The organism is Pseudomonas sp. PK-RTE-24 (assembly GCF_054052265.1).
In genome coordinates this window covers 1,439,475-1,454,847 of sequence record NZ_CM133224.1, presented here as the reverse complement: position 1 = coordinate 1,454,847, position 15,373 = coordinate 1,439,475, and the positions used below count along the sequence as shown (strand labels likewise).

Genomic DNA, 15,373 nt, shown 5'->3' with positions numbered 1-15,373 from the left:
CGTTAACCTTTCCGGGATTTTCCCCATATCGTCGTGAACCGCCAAAATGCCAAAACTGACCCTCCTTATCCAGCGCCTTCTCGAGCTGATGAAGCGCTACCCCGGGTTGATCGCGGCGGGTGGTTTCATTTCCGGGGTCGGCAGTTTCATCCTCGTCGATCGCCAACAGGGCCTGGCCAGCTGGATCACGGTGATCATGCTGCTCAGCTGGATCTGGCTGATGCTGGAAAACACCCTGACCGGGTTGTTCACACGGATCTTCAAGCGCGAGATTCCCCAGCCGCTGCTGCGCTACGCGACGCAGATGATCCATCAGGAAAGCCTGTTTTTCGTTCTGCCATTCTTCTTCATCACCACCACGTGGAACAGCGGCCAGTTTGTCTTTACGGGACTGCTCAGCGTTGCCGCACTGATCTCTATCGTCGATCCGCTGTACTACAAATGGCTGGCGCCACGGCGCTGGGCGTTTCTCGCGCTGCACACCCTGACCCTGTTCGCCGCCCTGCTCACTGCGTTGCCGGTGATCATGCACCTGACCACTGCGCAGAGTTTCAAATGGGCGCTGGGGATTGCCGTGCTGCTGTCGTTCCCGAGCCTGGCGTCGATCTTCCCGATCCGCACGGTGCGCAATGCCCTGGCGATTCTGTTCATTACCTTCGGCATCGGCGGCGTCGGTTGGGCGCTGCGTTCGTGGGTGCCGCCGGCAACGCTGTGGATGACCGACGTAGCGATCAGCACGCAGTTGCAGGATCGCACCCCCGGCGCCAGCCTCGACACCGTCAGTGCCGAGCAGATCCGCAGCGGCGGACTCTACGCCTACACTGCGATCAACGCGCCGCGCGGTCTCGACGAGCGGATTTATCACGTGTGGACCTTCAACGGCAAAGAGGTCGACCGCATCGCCCTCGACATCCATGGCGGGCGCAAGGAAGGCTACCGGGCGTGGACGCACAAACAGAATTTCCCCGGCAACCCGGCGGGCAAGTGGCAGGTGCGGGTGCTGACCGAGGATGGCCAGTTGATCGGCGTGCTGCGTTTCGCAATTACCGACAGCACACCGGCCAAAGAAAAGTAATCCGGTTCGTGCTATTACGTAGGATCTCGTAACGGCCGTACAAGCACGGAGCTTATGACCAGCAGCCCAACCCCCGGCAGTGCCCACCTGGACACCGCGCTCAGCCCTGCCCGTCTGCGGGTCAGCGGCGACTGGACGCTCGCCCACTACACCGCGCTCAAGCATCTGAGCGAAAAGCTCCGCGGCCAGTACGACGCCAACACTTCCATCGATCTGAACGGCCTCGGAGCCCTGGACACCGCCGGCGCCTCGTTGCTGGTCGAGCTGCTCGGTTCCGAGCGCTTGGGCAAAACCGCCGAACACCCCGATTGCACCCTTTCAACTGCCGACCGCGCCTTGCTGCAAACCGTGTACTGCTCGCTGAGTGATTTCTGCGTGCCGATCAAGGAGCCGGAAGTCAGCGTCAGCGTGCAACTGCTGACGCGCATCGGCCGCGCGGTGGACAAGGTCTGGACCGACACGCTGCAACTGCTCGGCTTCGTCGGCCTGATTCTCGAAGTCATCGCCCGTGGTCTGTTGCGGCCCAAGCGCTGGCGGATCACGCCGATGATCGCGCACATCGAGCAGACCGGCCTCGACGCTGCGCCGATCGTGGCCTTGCTGACGTTTCTGGTCGGTGCGGTGGTGGCGTTTCTTGGCGCCACGGTACTGGCCAGTTTCGGCGCGACGATTTTCACCGTGGACCTGGTCGGCTTCTCGTTCCTGCGCGAATTCGGCGTGTTGCTCACGGCGATCCTGATGGCCGGGCGCACCGCCAGTGCATTCACCGCGCAGATCGGCTCGATGAAGGCCAACGAAGAAATCGACGCGATCCGCACCCTTGGCCTCGACCCGATCGAATTGCTGGTGGTGCCGCGTGTGCTAGCGCTGCTGGTGGCGCTGCCGATGCTGACGTTTCTGGCGATGCTCTCGGGGATCGTCGGCGGCGGTGTGGTCTGTGCGGTGTCGCTGGACATTTCGCCGGCAATGTTCCTTTCGCTACTGCAATCGGACATCGGCATTCAGCATTTTCTGGTCGGGCTGGTGAAGGCGCCGATCTTCGCCTTCCTGATCGCGGCAATTGGTTGCCTGGAAGGTTTCAAGGTCAGCGGCAGCGCCGAGTCGGTCGGCGCGCACACCACCTCCAGCGTGGTGCAGTCGATTTTCGTGGTGATCGTACTTGATGCGGTGGCTGCGCTGTTTTTCATGGAGATGGGCTGGTGAGTCGTCTACCCCGCGCGCCCTCAGAGGCGGTGATCGAAGTCCGTGGCCTGTGCAATCGCTTCGGCCCGCAGAGCGTGCACGAGAACCTTGATCTGGACGTGTACAAGGGCGAGATCCTCGCCGTGGTTGGCGGCTCCGGTACCGGCAAATCGGTGCTGCTGCGCAGCATCGTCGGGCTGAATCGGCCCAGCGAGGGCATGGTCAAGGTCTTCGGCCAGAACCTGCCGAATCTGCCCGAGCATGAGCGCTCGCTGATCGAAAGGCGCTTTGGTGTGCTGTTCCAGAAGGGCGCGCTGTTCTCGTCGCTGACCGTGACCGAGAACGTCGCCCTGCCCCTGATCGAACACGCCGGCCTCAGCCGTCACGACGCCGAGCATCTGGCGGCGGTGAAACTGGCGCTGGCCGGGCTGCCGTTGTCGGCGGCGGACAAATACCCTGCGTCGCTGTCTGGCGGCATGATCAAGCGCGCGGCGCTGGCGCGGGCTTTGGCGCTGGATCCGGACATTCTGTTTCTCGATGAGCCCACCGCCGGACTCGATCCGATTGGCGCGGCGCAGTTCGATCAATTGATCCTGACCCTGCGCGATGCGTTGGGGCTGAGCGTGTTTCTGGTGACCCACGACCTCGACACGCTGTACACCATCACCGATCGCGTGGCGGTGCTGGCGCAGAAGAAAGTGCTGGTTGCCGGCCCTATCGACGTCGTCTCGGAAACCGCCGACGCGTGGATTCACGAATACTTCCACGGCCCGCGCGGCCGCTCGGCGCTGGACGCCGCCAAACTGCTCAACGAGGTCTGATATGGAAACCCGAGCCCATCATGTGTTGATCGGCCTGTTCACGGTGATCGTCGTGGCCGGCGCCCTGCTCTTCGGCCTGTTTCTGGCCAAATCCAGCGTCGACACCGAATTCAAGGATTACGAAGTGGTGTTCAACGAGGCGGTCAGCGGTCTGTCCAAGGGCAGCTCGGTGCAGTACAGCGGCATCAAGGTCGGAGACGTGGTCAGCCTGCGCCTCGACCCGCAGGACCCGCGCCGGGTGCTGGCGCGGATTCGTCTGGCGGGCGACACGCCGGTCAAGGAAGACACCCAGGCCAAGCTGGCACTGACCGGCATTACTGGCACGTCGATCATCCAGCTCAGCGGTGGTACGCCAGAGAGCCCGAAATTGCGCGGGCATGACGGCAAGCTGCCAACGCTGGTCGCCTCGCCCTCGCCTATTTCGCGTCTGCTCAACGACAGCAGCGACTTGATGACCGGCATCAGCGCCCTGCTGCAAAACGCCAACCACATGTTCTCCGCGGAAAACGTCGAGCGCGTGAGCAAGACCCTCGCCCATCTGGAACAGACCACCGGCACCATCAATGACCAGCGCGGCGACATCAAGCAAGCCATGCAGCAACTGGCAACGGTCGGCAAACAGGCCGGCAGCATGCTCGAGCAGACCTCGCTGCTGATGCGCAACGCCAACGGCCTGCTCAACGATCAGGGCAAACAGGCCCTTGGCAGCGCCGAGCAGGCGATGAAGTCGCTGGAGCAAAGCAGCGTGACCATCAACGGCTTGCTCAGCAAAAATCAGAATTCGCTGGATAACGGCATGCAGGGCCTCAACGGCCTGGCCCCGGCGATTCGCGAACTGCGCGAGACGCTGACCTCGCTGCGCGCGATTTCCCAACGCCTTGAGGCCAATCCCAGCGGTTACCTGCTGGGCAGCGACAAGAACAAGGAATTCACCCCATGAAGCTGACTCGAATCGCCCTGCTCGGCGCTGGCCTGACCCTGATCGGCGCGTGCTCGATCTTGCCCAAGTCGGAACCTTCGGATGTCTACCGCCTGCCCGCTGCACCGGCGCCCGCCTCGGCCAGCCCGGCGGCGCAGTCGTGGTCGCTGCGCTTGAATAAATTGCAGGCCAGCGAAGCACTGAACCGGCCGAGCATTGCCGTTATCCCGCAGGGCGATGTGATCAGCAGCTACAAAGGCTCGCGCTGGAGTGATCCGGCGCCGGTGCTGCTGCGCAATCGCCTGCTCGATGGATTCCAGCGTGACGGCAGAGTGACGTTGCTGAGCACCGACGACAGCAACTTCCAGGCGGATCTGGAACTGGGCGGTAGTTTGCAGGCGTTTCAGACGGAATATCAGGGCACCCAGGCCGGCGTTGTGGTGCGGGTTGATGCGTTGCTGGTGCGTGGTTACGACCAGCGCATCCTCGCCAGCCGCCGTTTTGAAGAGCGCCAGTCGTTGAATGATGTGCAGGTGCCAGCGGTGGTCGCCGGGTTTGGCCTGGCCAGTGATCGCCTGACGGCCAAGGTTGTGGCTTGGGCCGTGGAGCAAGGCCAGAAACTCGCCCCGCAACCGCGCTGACACACCACAACTCCTGTGGGAGCGAGCCTGCTCGCGAAAGCGGTGTATCAGTCACTTAAGCGTTGACTGACACTCCGTCTTCGCGAGCAGGCTCGCTCCCACATGGGAATTTTGCTCAACCAAAGAACCAGTAGCAGACCCCGATAGCGCCCACCACTCCGGCAAACTCGGCCAGCAACGCACACCCCACCGCATGCCGTGCGCGCTGAATCCCCACCGCGCCGAAGTACACCGCCAGCACATAGAACGTGGTTTCGGTACTGCCCTGCACCGTCGCCGCGACCAGCGCCGGGAAGCTGTCGACGCCGGAAGTCTGCATGGTCTCGATGAGCATCGCCCGCGCGGCGCTGCCGGAGAACGGTTTGACCATCGCCGTCGGCAGCGCATCGACGAAGCGCGTGTCCCAGCCGGCCCACTCGACCAGATGACGAATACCGTCCAGGCCGAAATCCAGCGCACCAGAGGCGCGCAACACGCCAACCGCACAGAGCATCGCCACCAGATACGGCAAGAGGTTCTTCGCCACATCGAAGCCCTCTTTCGCGCCTTCGACGAACGCCTCGTACACCTTGACCTTGCGCAGCGCGCCGATCAGCAAGAACAGCATGATCAAGCCGAACAGCGTGAGATTGCCGAGGATCGACGACAATCCCGCCAGTGCTGTCGCAGAAAGCGTACCAAGCAGGGCCATGAAGCCGCCGAGGATCAGCGCGCCGGGCACCAGATAGGCGAGCACCACCGGGTCCCAGATGCGCAGGCGTTGCATGAAGGCAACGGAGAGGAAGCCGACGATGGTCGAGCAACTGGTCGCCAGCAGAATCGGCAGGAACACCAGCGTCGGATCCGGCGCGCCTTGCTGGGCGCGGTACATGAAGATGGTCACGGGCAGCAGGGTCAGCGACGAGGCGTTGAGCACCAGAAACAGGATCTGCGCGTTGCTGGCGATGGTGGCGCTGGGGTTCAGCTCCTGCAGCGCTTTCATGGCCTTGAGGCCGATCGGCGTGGCGGCGTTGTCCAGGCCCAGACCGTTGGCGGCGAAGTTCAGCGTGATCAGGCCAAGGGCAGGGTGGCCGGCCGGGACTTCCGGCATCAGCCGCAGAAACAGCGGACCGAGCACCTTGGCCAGCCACTCGACGATCCCGGCCTTTTCGGCGATGCGCAGAAAGCCCAGCCACAGGGTGAGGGTGCCGAACAGCAGCACCATGACTTCGACCGACAGCTTGGCCATGGCGAAAATGCTTTCCACCATCGCCGCAAAGATCCCGGCGTTGCCGCCGATCAGCCACTGCGCCAGCGCCGACACGGCTGCCACGATGAAGAAGCCAAGCCACAGGCCATTAAGCATCAGTCAAATCCCCCGAAGAATGCGGCGAATGATAGCGGGGTCACCAGAAACGACAAACCCCGGATTTCTCCGGGGTTCGTATGGATCTGCCGCACCCCGATTTACTGGGTGGCCTCAATCTACTGTAGGAGCTGCCGAAGGCTGCGATCTTTTGATTTTGTTTTTTAAAAGCAAGATCAAAAGATCGCAGCCTGCGGCAGCTCCTACAGGGGGGTGTCAGTTCTTGGAAATCTCGCCAGCCGGCAGTTTTTCCTTGCTGCGCCAGTGCGGCAGGGAATTCCAGTAACGCTCGCCCTTGGCGTCGTCGTACATGCCTTCCCAGCGCGCGATAACCAGCACTGCCAAGGCATTACCGATCACGTTCAGTGCAGTACGCGCCATGTCCATGATGCGATCGACACCAGCGATGAACGCCAGGCCTTCGAGCGGGATGCCAACGCTGCCCAGAGTGGCCAGCAGCACCACGAAGGACACGCCCGGTACGCCGGCGATGCCTTTGGAGGTGACCATCAGCGTCAACACCAGCAGCAGTTGCTGGCTGATCGACAGGTCAATGCCGTACAGCTGGGCAATGAAGATCGCCGCGATCGACTGGTACAGGGTCGAGCCGTCGAGGTTGAACGAGTAACCGGTCGGTACCACGAAGCTGCAGATGGCTTTCGGCGCGCCGTAGGCTTCCATCTTCTCGATGACACGTGGCAGCACGGTTTCCGAGGAAGCGGTGGAGTAGGCCAGCACCAGCTCATCCTTGAAGATGCGCATCAGCTTGAGCACCGAGAAGCCGAACAGCTTGGCGATCAGGCCCAGCACGACGAAGGCGAAGAAGGCGATGGCGACATAAACCAGGATCACCAGTTTTGCCAGCGGCAACAGCGAAGCGAAGCCGAAGTTGGCGACGGTCACCGCGATCAGTGCGAATACGCCAATCGGAGCGTAGTTCATGATCATGTGGGTGACTTTGAACATGCTTTCCGAAACGCCCTGGAACATCTTTACCAGCGGCTCGCGCAGGTCCGACTGCAGGCTCGACAGGCCGAGACCGAACAGTACGGAGAAGAAGATGATCGGCAGCATTTCGCCGCGAGCCATGGCCGCGAAGATGTTCGACGGGATCAGGTTGAGGATGGTCTCGATGAACGCATGTTCATGCTGCACTTCGGCGGCGGTCGCCTGGTACTTGGAGATGTCCACCGTGCCCAGGGTGCTCATGTCGATGCCGGTGCCCGGATGGAACACGTTGGCCAGCACCAGGCCGACAACGATGGCGATGGTGGTGACGATTTCGAAATAGATGATCGTCTTCAGGCCGATACGCCCGAGCTTCTTGGCGTCGCCCACGCCGGCGATACCGACGATCAGCGAGGAGATGACGATCGGGATCACGATCATCTTGATCAGACGGATAAAGATATCGCCTGCCGGTTGCAGGACGTTGCTGATCCACCAGGCCTTCTCGGCGCTGAAGTGGTTGAGCAACGCACCCAGTGCAATCCCCAGAACCAGACCGATGAGGATCTGCCAGGCGAGGCTGATTTTTGCCTTCTTCATTATCTTTACCCTTACTTGCGTTTGACTCAGGCACATGCAGGAACTGGAACGCTCATCAGCGGAAAAGTCTGTGCATCTGCCTCCGTATAAGGTGCCCCGAAGCGCGTGTTTACGGCTCTTCGGCAGGCGAAAAAAGGCGCAACTATTCCGATGCAAGGTGGCGCCGTCTAATGCCGTAAACGCCTACCCTATGCCGAATCGGCATGAGCTTTTTCAATTGAAACTGGCGTCCCAAGCGGTTCAATTGTGACATTTCAGCCGGCATAAGTGCCGTGAACCGGCCATTACAGCTTAGGGCGGTCAAATTTTGTACAGCGGGAATTGGCGGAAATTTCCAGAAAAACTCCAAATCGAAAGACTAGGAGTCACACGAATCGAGCGCGATCTTTGTCGATATACGGTCGTCAGGAAACACCGCGAAATGTTTTTCCGCCCAGTGTCGACGATTCAAAGAAGGGGATTGGCGCGCTGGATCAATGGTTTAGCTGATTCAAAGCCCAGCGCAGATTCGTCAGACCATCGGGTCGACGAACCTGCGGCGCAGCTTTTACCCTGACCCGGCCCTTGCGCAGGTACTCCCTGTACCCGTAGGTCACTCCGACCCTGTATCAGTCAGAACGTCCCGGCCCCCTGGTCATGCACCGACCCTCATCGGGCGGCGCAGTGGAAAGCAGCGGGGCGCTGCTTTCGTGTTCGAAACCTTTGCGCGTCCTGCGTCAGTACCACTTCGGATCTTTCTTCAGGGTTTCCATCAGCAGATCCTGCATGCCCTGATCAGGTTTGCCGAAGAAGCGATACGTCGCGTGTCGCGTCGGCGACTTGTCCTGCGGCAGACCTTCCGGCACATCGACCAGCATGGCGAAGGCGTCATCCTTGTCGAAGCTGAAGGCAACGATCAAACGGTGATTCAGACACTTGTCCTGAGTCTCGCAGAGCGGGCCGACCAGATACTGATCACCATCTTCCGTAACGGCGTGCATCTGTTGCTCGGAGGTGCCGGACAGGTTGATCACCCATTCCGGTACGCGCTCTTCCTTTTTGATCACGCCTTCCCAGGTTTCACGGTACTGCGCGTCGGAGGCGAGCAGTTCGTTGACCCGGGTCTGGCCGTCATTGGCCGCCATGGCCATGGCACTGCCGCCCAGAAACAGGGCGGCGGCCAATGTCTTGAGACCGATCATCGTTAACCTCGGCCGCGACGGCCAAAGAAGAAGGAAGCGATGAACATCACCAGGAACACGACAAAGAGAATCTTGGCGATACCCGTGGCGGTGCCCGCGATACCACCGAAGCCCAGAACGGCGGCGATGATGGCAATGATCAAGAATGTAATTGCCCAGCTCAACATGGTGATTCTCCTTACTTCTCTATTTAGGGGTGTTTCCGGTTTCCGGCGCTACGCGCCCGAATGTATTCACTGACTTAGAAAACCCAGCGCTCTTCCCGTGGCAATTGATCCAGCGGTTGCGCCTGGTCGACATCGATCATGTGCATCGAAGCGTTTTCAGCCTGGCTGCTGCTCACGGCACTGAAGTGCGTCTGAGTGCTGTGCTGCATCGAAATCAATGGCTCGGGTTTACGGCTGTTTTCCCAGCTCATGTACTGCTGGCAGACGATCAGGGTGATCAGCAACGCCAGTACACCGAACAGACCTTGCTGGATCTGCAGTGGCGAAATACGTACTTGGGCGGCGATTGGGCGAGTCATCCTGTGTTCCTCACGCTTGTTCTGTTGGGGCAGTGCTGTTCTGCCCGGGCTGAGTGAGGTATTGCAGCCTGCATGCCAGTTTTTTGATGTCAGAAATTATCAATAAAAACAATAAGTTACGTACTCTTCGGAAATTTCCTGCGACGCATCCTGCACGATGGCTCTTCTGCGGTCGTGCGCAATGCACGATTATTTCGTGGGAAATTTCGATGATATGGAATTGCTACCGGTACGCAGATGTCAGAAGAGGACGCAGGATCTGCCCTGCAAAACGCCGAATGTTTTAAAACCCAACGAAATCAATGAATTGGCCGTTATGGCAGTAGAGAGCTACCCTCCTATGGCTGGTATCGTTCAGAATCAACCATGCAACTTGCCCGATTTTTCCGGGACTAACCCAAGACTAATCACTATGGAGCGTAGGAAAAATGGAATCTGCCACTGAGCAACAAGGCCGCATTCTGCTGGTGGACGATGAATCCGCCATCCTGCGTACGTTTCGTTATTGCCTCGAAGACGAAGGCTATACGGTAGCCACCGCCAATAGCGCGGCCCAAGCCGATGCTTTGCTGCAACGTCAGGTCTTCGATCTGTGCTTCCTTGATTTGCGCCTGGGCGAGGACAACGGTCTCGACGTCCTCGCGCAGATGCGCATTCAGGCGCCGTGGATGCGCGTAGTGATCGTCACCGCCCATTCGGCGGTCGACACTGCGGTTGATGCCATCCAGGCTGGCGCCGCCGATTATCTGGTCAAGCCATGCAGCCCTGATCAACTGCGCCTGGCCACCGCCAAGCAGCTGGAAGTACGCCAGCTCTCTGCGCGCCTTGAAGCGCTGGAAGGCGAGATCCGCAAACCGAAAGACGGCCTCGATTCCCACAGCCCGGCGATGAAAGTCGTACTGGAAACCGCACGGCAGGTCGCAAGCACCGACGCCAACATTCTTATCCTTGGCGAGTCCGGCACGGGTAAAGGTGAACTGGCCCGTGCGATCCACGGCTGGAGCAAGCGCGAGAAGAAATCCTGCGTCACCATCAACTGCCCGTCGCTGACTGCCGAACTGATGGAAAGCGAGCTGTTCGGCCATAGTCGTGGCGCGTTTACCGGTGCCAGTGAAAGCACCTTGGGGCGTGTTAATCAGGCTGATGGCGGCACGCTGTTTCTCGACGAGATCGGCGACTTTCCTCTGACTTTGCAACCAAAATTGCTGCGCTTCATCCAGGACAAGGAATACGAGCGGGTCGGCGATCCGGTCACTCGCCGCGCCGATGTGCGCATCCTCGCCGCCACCAACCTCAACCTCGAAGACATGGTCCGCGACGGACGTTTCCGCGAAGACCTGCTCTATCGTCTCAACGTCATCACCCTGCATCTGCCGCCATTGCGCGAGCGCGCCGAAGACATCCTGACCCTTGCCGATCGCTTCCTCGCACGTTTCGTCAAAGAGTACGCGCGTCCGGCGCGGGGCTTCAGCGACGAGGCCCGCGAAGCACTGCTCGGTTATCGCTGGCCGGGCAACATTCGCGAACTGCGCAACGTGGTCGAGCGAGCGAGCATCATCTGCCCGCAGGAACGCGTGGAAATCAGCCACCTGGGCATGGCCGAACAACCGGCCAACAACGCGCCACGGGTCGGCGCGGCGCTGAGCCTGGACGAGCTGGAGAAAGCGCACATCGGCGCGGTTCTGGCCACCGCCGGCACTCTGGATCAAGCGGCGAAAACCCTCGGCATCGACGCCTCGACCCTGTATCGCAAACGCAAGCAGTACAACCTGTGAGCACTGCGCGATGAAACTGGCGATCAAGCTGCGCACGCGCCTGTTCCTGAGCATTTCTGCGTTGATCACCGTGGCCTTGCTCGGGCTCTTGCTCGGGCTGGTCAGCGTGATGCAGATGGCCGGGTCGCAGGAAGCGCTGGTGCGCAGCAACTTTGTCACTCTGGATCTGGGCCTCAAGCTGCGCCAGACCCTCGGTGATCAATTGATCATCATGCTCGCCGAGAAGCCCGACCCCGTCGCGTTCGAAGCGTCCAAGCAGCACTACTTCGAGTTGCTCGACCAAGGCATCGCCCAGCAGCAGGAGGGCGATGGCCAGCCTTACGGTTTCCGCCAGGCCAAGGCCGATTACCTGAACTTCCTCGCCTCATTCGACGTCACCGCCGAAGCGGCAAAGAACGCCAGCACCAGCGCGGATTTCCGCGAGCGCTTCAATATCCTGCGTAATGGGTTGATTGCTGAGCACAAGCACGCGCTGGACAGTATCAATGAGGTGCAGCACGCCGCTCGCGAACGCGCCCTGCTGATAGCCGGGCTGCTTGGCCTGGTCGGGCTGGCAGTGCTGATCATCGGTTTTGTCACGGCGCAGGGCATTGCTCGGCGCTTCGGCGCACCGATCGAAGCGCTGGCCAAGGCTGCCGACAACATCGGCCAGGGCAACTATGACGTGACTCTGCCGATTTCCACGGCCATGGAAGTCAACCTGCTGTCGCGGCGCTTCGGCCTGATGGCCGAGGCGTTGCGCGAACACCAGGCGATGAATGTCGACGAACTGTTGGCCGGCCAGCAGCGCTTGCAAGCGGTGCTCGATAGTATCGACGACGGTTTGTTGATGATTGATCGCCAGGGCCAGCTCGAGCACCTCAACCCTGTTGCTCAGCGCCAGTTGGGCTGGGAAGACGATCGACTGGGCCAAGGCTTGGGCACCGCGCTCGGCCGCCCGGAACTGGATGCGCAACTGCAATTGGTCCTGCGCGGCGGCACGCTGGAGCGGGCGCCGGAAGATCTGAGCATCGAAGTCGATGGCGAATCGCGCCTGCTGACTTACAGCCTGACGCCGGTCAGTCATACCCAAGGACATATTCTCGGTGCGGTGATGGTGCTGCACGACGTCACCGAGCAACGCGCGTTCGAGCGCGTGCGCAGTGAGTTTGTCTTGCGCGCTTCCCATGAACTGCGCACGCCGGTCACCGGCATGCACATGGCCTTCGGACTGTTTCGCGAGCGGGCCAAGTTCCCGGTGGAATCGCGCGAAGCTGACCTGCTGGATACGGTCAACGAAGAAATGCAGCGGCTGATGCAATTGATCAACGACTTGCTGAATTTCTCGCGCTACCAGAACGGTCTACAGAAACTCACCCTGGCGCCATGTTCCATTGAGGACCTGCTGGAGCAGGCGCAGCTGCGCTTTGCTGACGTGGCTGCGGCCAAAGGTGTTGCGCTGAACGTCGAGATTCAAGGCCCGCTGCCGAGGTTGCAGGCTGATCAGGCGCAACTCGATCGCGTCCTCGACAATCTGATCGACAACGCCTTGCGCCATACCGCCCGCGACGGCCAGATCCGTCTGCAGGCGCGCCGCCATGGCGAGCGGGTGATCATCAGCGTCGAAGACAATGGCGAAGGCATTGCCTACGGCCAGCAGGGGCGGATTTTCGAGCCGTTCGTGCAGGTCGGGCGCAAGAAGGGCGGCGCCGGGCTCGGCCTGGCGCTGTGCAAGGAAATCGTCCAGTTGCACGGCGGGCGCATGGGCGTCTACTCGCGGCCTGGGCAGGGCACCCAGTTCTACATGGCGCTGGCCGTTTAAGCCTCGTCGTCCATACGCCGCCCGGCCAGGCGTCGACCTCGGGTGATCAGTTCGATGAATTGCACGGCGCTCAAGGCGTGGGCGAACAGCCAGCCCTGACCGAACTTGACCCCCTCACTGCTGAGCAGCGCTGCCTGGGATTCCAGCTCGATGCCTTCGGCAATCACTTTCAGATCCAGCGCCTGCGCCATGTGAATGATGTGCGGAGCGACGCCGCTGCTCGCCGCGTCATGGCCCAGCGCATCGATGAACGCCTTGTCGATCTTCAGGCAGTCCACCGGCAAGGTCTGCAGATAGGCAAGGCTGCAATAGCCGGTGCCGAAATCATCGATCAGCACCTGATGGCCAACGTCGCGCAAGGCTTGCAGGTTTTCCCGCGCCACCACCACATCAATCAGGCCGCGCTCGGTGACTTCGAAGGCTATCTGCCGCGCGGCGACACGGTGCAGGGCAAGCAGCCGCGCCATGACCTGGCCGATGCGCGGCACCATGACGTCGCAGGCCGCGAGGTTCACCGAGATATACAGCTGCGGATTGGCGCGCAGTAACTGGCCCAGTTGTTCGAGCAGACGCTGCAACACGAAGTCGGTCATCTGCCGGATCTGCCCGGTGTTCTCCGCCATGGGAATGAACAGGTCGGGGCTGGTCAGGGTGCCGTCCGGGCGCCGCCAGCGCAGCAGCGCTTCGGCGCCGACGCAGTGGCGGCTGTCGAGGTCGAAGATCGGCTGATATAGCACCTGCAACTCACCCCGGCGGATCGCTCCGTGCAGCTCGGCATCCAGTGACTGGCGCTGACGCACCAGCAGCAAGGTCAGAAAGCCGACAACGGCGCCGGCGATCAGGCACACCGGCAACAGCCACCACCACACAGCCGGGACGTGCATGCCCGTGCGCGGCGTGATCAGCACCAATTGATATTCCGGGTTGTCGGTGGGCATGCGATAGATCAGCCGCGTTTGCGTGACTTGCAGCGCATCACGGCTCTTCGGTGGCCAGGGTTCGGTCGGTGGCCAGGTCTGTGCGGTGCCGAGCACCGGAATCGCGCGAGTGCCGTGATCGAGTACCACCAGCAGGCTGCTGCCGGGCGACAGATCGACCATGTCGGTCAAATGTCCGCGCGAGGTAGCGACACGAAAGTTACCGCGACCGAGCATCAGTGCCGCGCGGTTTTCATCGGGTTCGGTGGTGGTATTCAGCCAATAGCTGTAGGTCGGACCCTGAATGTCCGGCGCGCGCACCAACGACAGACCTTCCTGGCGCGGACGGTTGGAGCAGAATCGCGAAGCGTCCATATATGCCGCTTCATAGACGAAGCGGTAGTTGAAGGTGACTTGCTGCAGGGTCGCGATCATTTCTTCGTCGCAGCCACGCAAGGGCTGGGCTTCAAGATCGTCGAGACTTTCGCGCAACTGGCCGAACAATTGTTCGAGGCGAGCGAGGAAACGCTCGCCCTGGGCGTTCATTTCCTGGCTCTCGCGCACTTCCATCTGGCGTATCGCCGCGAACATACCGCCGGCGATCAACAGGCTGGCGCTGAGGACAGCCGCGATCATCGCCAAAAAAGCAGGGCGATAAAACCAGCTACGCAGCGTCTCTCGGGTCGCAGCCATCAAGGATTTTCCGAAGAATTACCATGAGTTATAGCTGCTGATTGCGATTTCGCCCTGACCGTCGGGCGGGCGTCATTATTTTGTCTGATTGAGGATCAGGAGAAGTGCCGCGGTTTGTGCATCCGGCGTGCCGTCGAAGCGAGCAGGGCGGTAATGCATCTGGAACGCTGCGAGGACGTGGCGCGTGGCGACGTCCAGCTCGCCGGTCTGCGGCGTGTCGTAACCCAGGCGCGCAAGTTGCGCCTGGAACCAGCCGATCTCCGGCAGCGGATTGGTGTTGAAAACCGCCTGCTGACGCGCCACCGCTTGCTCGTTCGGCCACAGGCCAAGGCCTTCGGCGGCGAGACGTTTCCACGGAAACAGTGGCCCCGGATCAAGCTTGCGCAGCGGCGCGATGTCGCTGTGACCGATGATGTGCCGCGGGCTGATGCCGTTGCGCTTGCTGATGTCCTTGAGCAGGGTGATCAACGATTCGATCTGCGCTTCGCTGTACGGATACCACAGGCGCCCGGTCGGGGTGTCCTTGTAGCCGGGATTGACGATTTCGATGCCGATGGAGCTGGAGTTCAACCAGGTGCGGCCTTGCCATTGACTCTCGCCGGCGTGCCAGGCCCGTTGGTTTTCGTCCATCAGCTTGTAGATTGTGGCGTTCTTGTCATCGCCGATCAGGTAATGGCTGCTGACGTCGCCATGGGTCAGCAATTGCAGCGAACGCTCCAGCGACGCCGAGGTGTAATGCACCACAACGAACTGGATGCGACTGTCGTAATTGGCCGAAGGGTGGCTGGTGTCGTAACGCGGGCCGCTGGCGCAACCAGCGAGGACGAACAGCGAGGCAACAAGGGCAAAGAATTTCATGGCAGAGGACAATACGCAGAAGACAGTAATGCAACAGTGTAACGTACCGGTTTGGCCAGCGTCCGCCAGCGGGCGGAATTAAACAAAATGG

At 60.9% G+C, this 15,373-nt stretch carries 14 protein-coding genes; 7 read left to right on the top strand and 7 right to left on the bottom strand.

The window, feature by feature from the left end; genetic code table 11:
• Window positions 1–46 precede the first annotated feature (46 nt).
• From ACV8MC_RS06355 to ACV8MC_RS06335, 5 genes are read left to right on the top strand one after another with little or no spacing between them, the layout of a single operon-like run.
• Complete coding sequence (locus tag ACV8MC_RS06355) at window positions 47–1,075, top strand: DUF5924 family protein (protein WP_041476494.1); 1,029 nt, start codon at window positions 47–49, stop codon at window positions 1,073–1,075.
• Between the two features lie 54 nt (window positions 1,076–1,129).
• On the top strand, window positions 1,130–2,278 hold the full coding sequence (locus ACV8MC_RS06350; protein ID WP_076564805.1) for an ABC transporter permease: 1,149 nt from the start codon (window positions 1,130–1,132) through the stop codon (window positions 2,276–2,278).
• Window positions 2,275–3,078, top strand: a complete 804-nt coding sequence (locus tag ACV8MC_RS06345) for an ABC transporter ATP-binding protein (RefSeq protein ID WP_071173945.1) — start codon at window positions 2,275–2,277, stop codon at window positions 3,076–3,078. Before ACV8MC_RS06350 ends, ACV8MC_RS06345 begins: the two co-directional genes overlap by 4 nt.
• A 1-nt stretch (window position 3,079) precedes the next feature.
• A complete protein-coding gene (locus ACV8MC_RS06340; protein WP_016772359.1) occupies window positions 3,080–4,018 on the top strand; it encodes an MlaD family protein in 939 nt (312 codons plus the stop codon).
• On the top strand, window positions 4,015–4,638 hold the full coding sequence (locus ACV8MC_RS06335) for an ABC-type transport auxiliary lipoprotein family protein (RefSeq protein ID WP_457264793.1): 624 nt from the start codon (window positions 4,015–4,017) through the stop codon (window positions 4,636–4,638). The genes ACV8MC_RS06340 and ACV8MC_RS06335 overlap by 4 nt, the downstream gene beginning before the upstream one ends.
• A 115-nt stretch (window positions 4,639–4,753) precedes the next feature.
• Here ACV8MC_RS06335 and ACV8MC_RS06330 read toward each other — a convergent pair whose 3' ends face one another.
• The 5 genes from ACV8MC_RS06330 to ACV8MC_RS06310 form a co-directional block, all read right to left on the bottom strand.
• Window positions 4,754–5,983 (bottom strand): nucleoside recognition domain-containing protein, encoded by a 1,230-nt coding sequence (locus ACV8MC_RS06330; RefSeq protein ID WP_041476489.1) that lies wholly within the window; start codon window positions 5,981–5,983, stop codon window positions 4,754–4,756.
• 216 nt (window positions 5,984–6,199) lie between these two features.
• Window positions 6,200–7,531, bottom strand: coding sequence for a glutamate/aspartate:proton symporter GltP (gltP, locus tag ACV8MC_RS06325; RefSeq protein WP_039757150.1), 1,332 nt, complete (start codon window positions 7,529–7,531; stop codon window positions 6,200–6,202).
• Between the two features lie 716 nt (window positions 7,532–8,247).
• Window positions 8,248–8,712 carry an inhibitor of vertebrate lysozyme family protein gene (locus tag ACV8MC_RS06320; protein WP_457264791.1) on the bottom strand — a complete coding sequence of 155 codons (465 nt, stop codon included), beginning with the start codon at window positions 8,710–8,712 and terminating at the stop codon, window positions 8,248–8,250.
• 2 nt (window positions 8,713–8,714) lie between these two features.
• On the bottom strand, window positions 8,715–8,879 hold the full coding sequence (locus tag ACV8MC_RS06315) for a DUF1328 domain-containing protein (protein ID WP_003177151.1): 165 nt from the start codon (window positions 8,877–8,879) through the stop codon (window positions 8,715–8,717).
• Between the two features lie 74 nt (window positions 8,880–8,953).
• Window positions 8,954–9,238 (bottom strand): hypothetical protein, encoded by a 285-nt coding sequence (locus tag ACV8MC_RS06310; protein ID WP_024014979.1) that lies wholly within the window; start codon window positions 9,236–9,238, stop codon window positions 8,954–8,956.
• Between the two features lie 428 nt (window positions 9,239–9,666).
• Here ACV8MC_RS06310 and algB point away from each other — a divergent pair, with 428 nt between their 5' ends.
• Together algB and ACV8MC_RS06300 are read left to right on the top strand one after the other, a co-directional pair.
• Entirely contained in the window at window positions 9,667–11,013 is a 1,347-nt protein-coding gene (gene algB / locus ACV8MC_RS06305; RefSeq protein ID WP_024014980.1) for a sigma-54-dependent response regulator transcription factor AlgB, read from the top strand.
• Window positions 11,014–11,023: 10 nt separating this feature from the next.
• On the top strand, window positions 11,024–12,814 hold the full coding sequence (locus ACV8MC_RS06300; protein WP_150743220.1) for an ATP-binding protein: 1,791 nt from the start codon (window positions 11,024–11,026) through the stop codon (window positions 12,812–12,814).
• Here the strand turns inward: ACV8MC_RS06300 and ACV8MC_RS06295 are convergent.
• Together ACV8MC_RS06295 and ACV8MC_RS06290 are read right to left on the bottom strand one after the other, a co-directional pair.
• Window positions 12,811–14,424, bottom strand: a complete 1,614-nt coding sequence (locus ACV8MC_RS06295) for an EAL domain-containing protein (protein ID WP_150637297.1) — start codon at window positions 14,422–14,424, stop codon at window positions 12,811–12,813. The genes ACV8MC_RS06300 and ACV8MC_RS06295 overlap by 4 nt on opposite strands.
• Before the next feature lie 75 nt (window positions 14,425–14,499).
• The gene (locus ACV8MC_RS06290) at window positions 14,500–15,282 is read right to left on the bottom strand and encodes an N-acetylmuramoyl-L-alanine amidase (protein ID WP_457264789.1); all 783 of its coding nucleotides are present in this window, start codon (window positions 15,280–15,282) and stop codon (window positions 14,500–14,502) included.
• Window positions 15,283–15,373 lie beyond the last annotated feature (91 nt).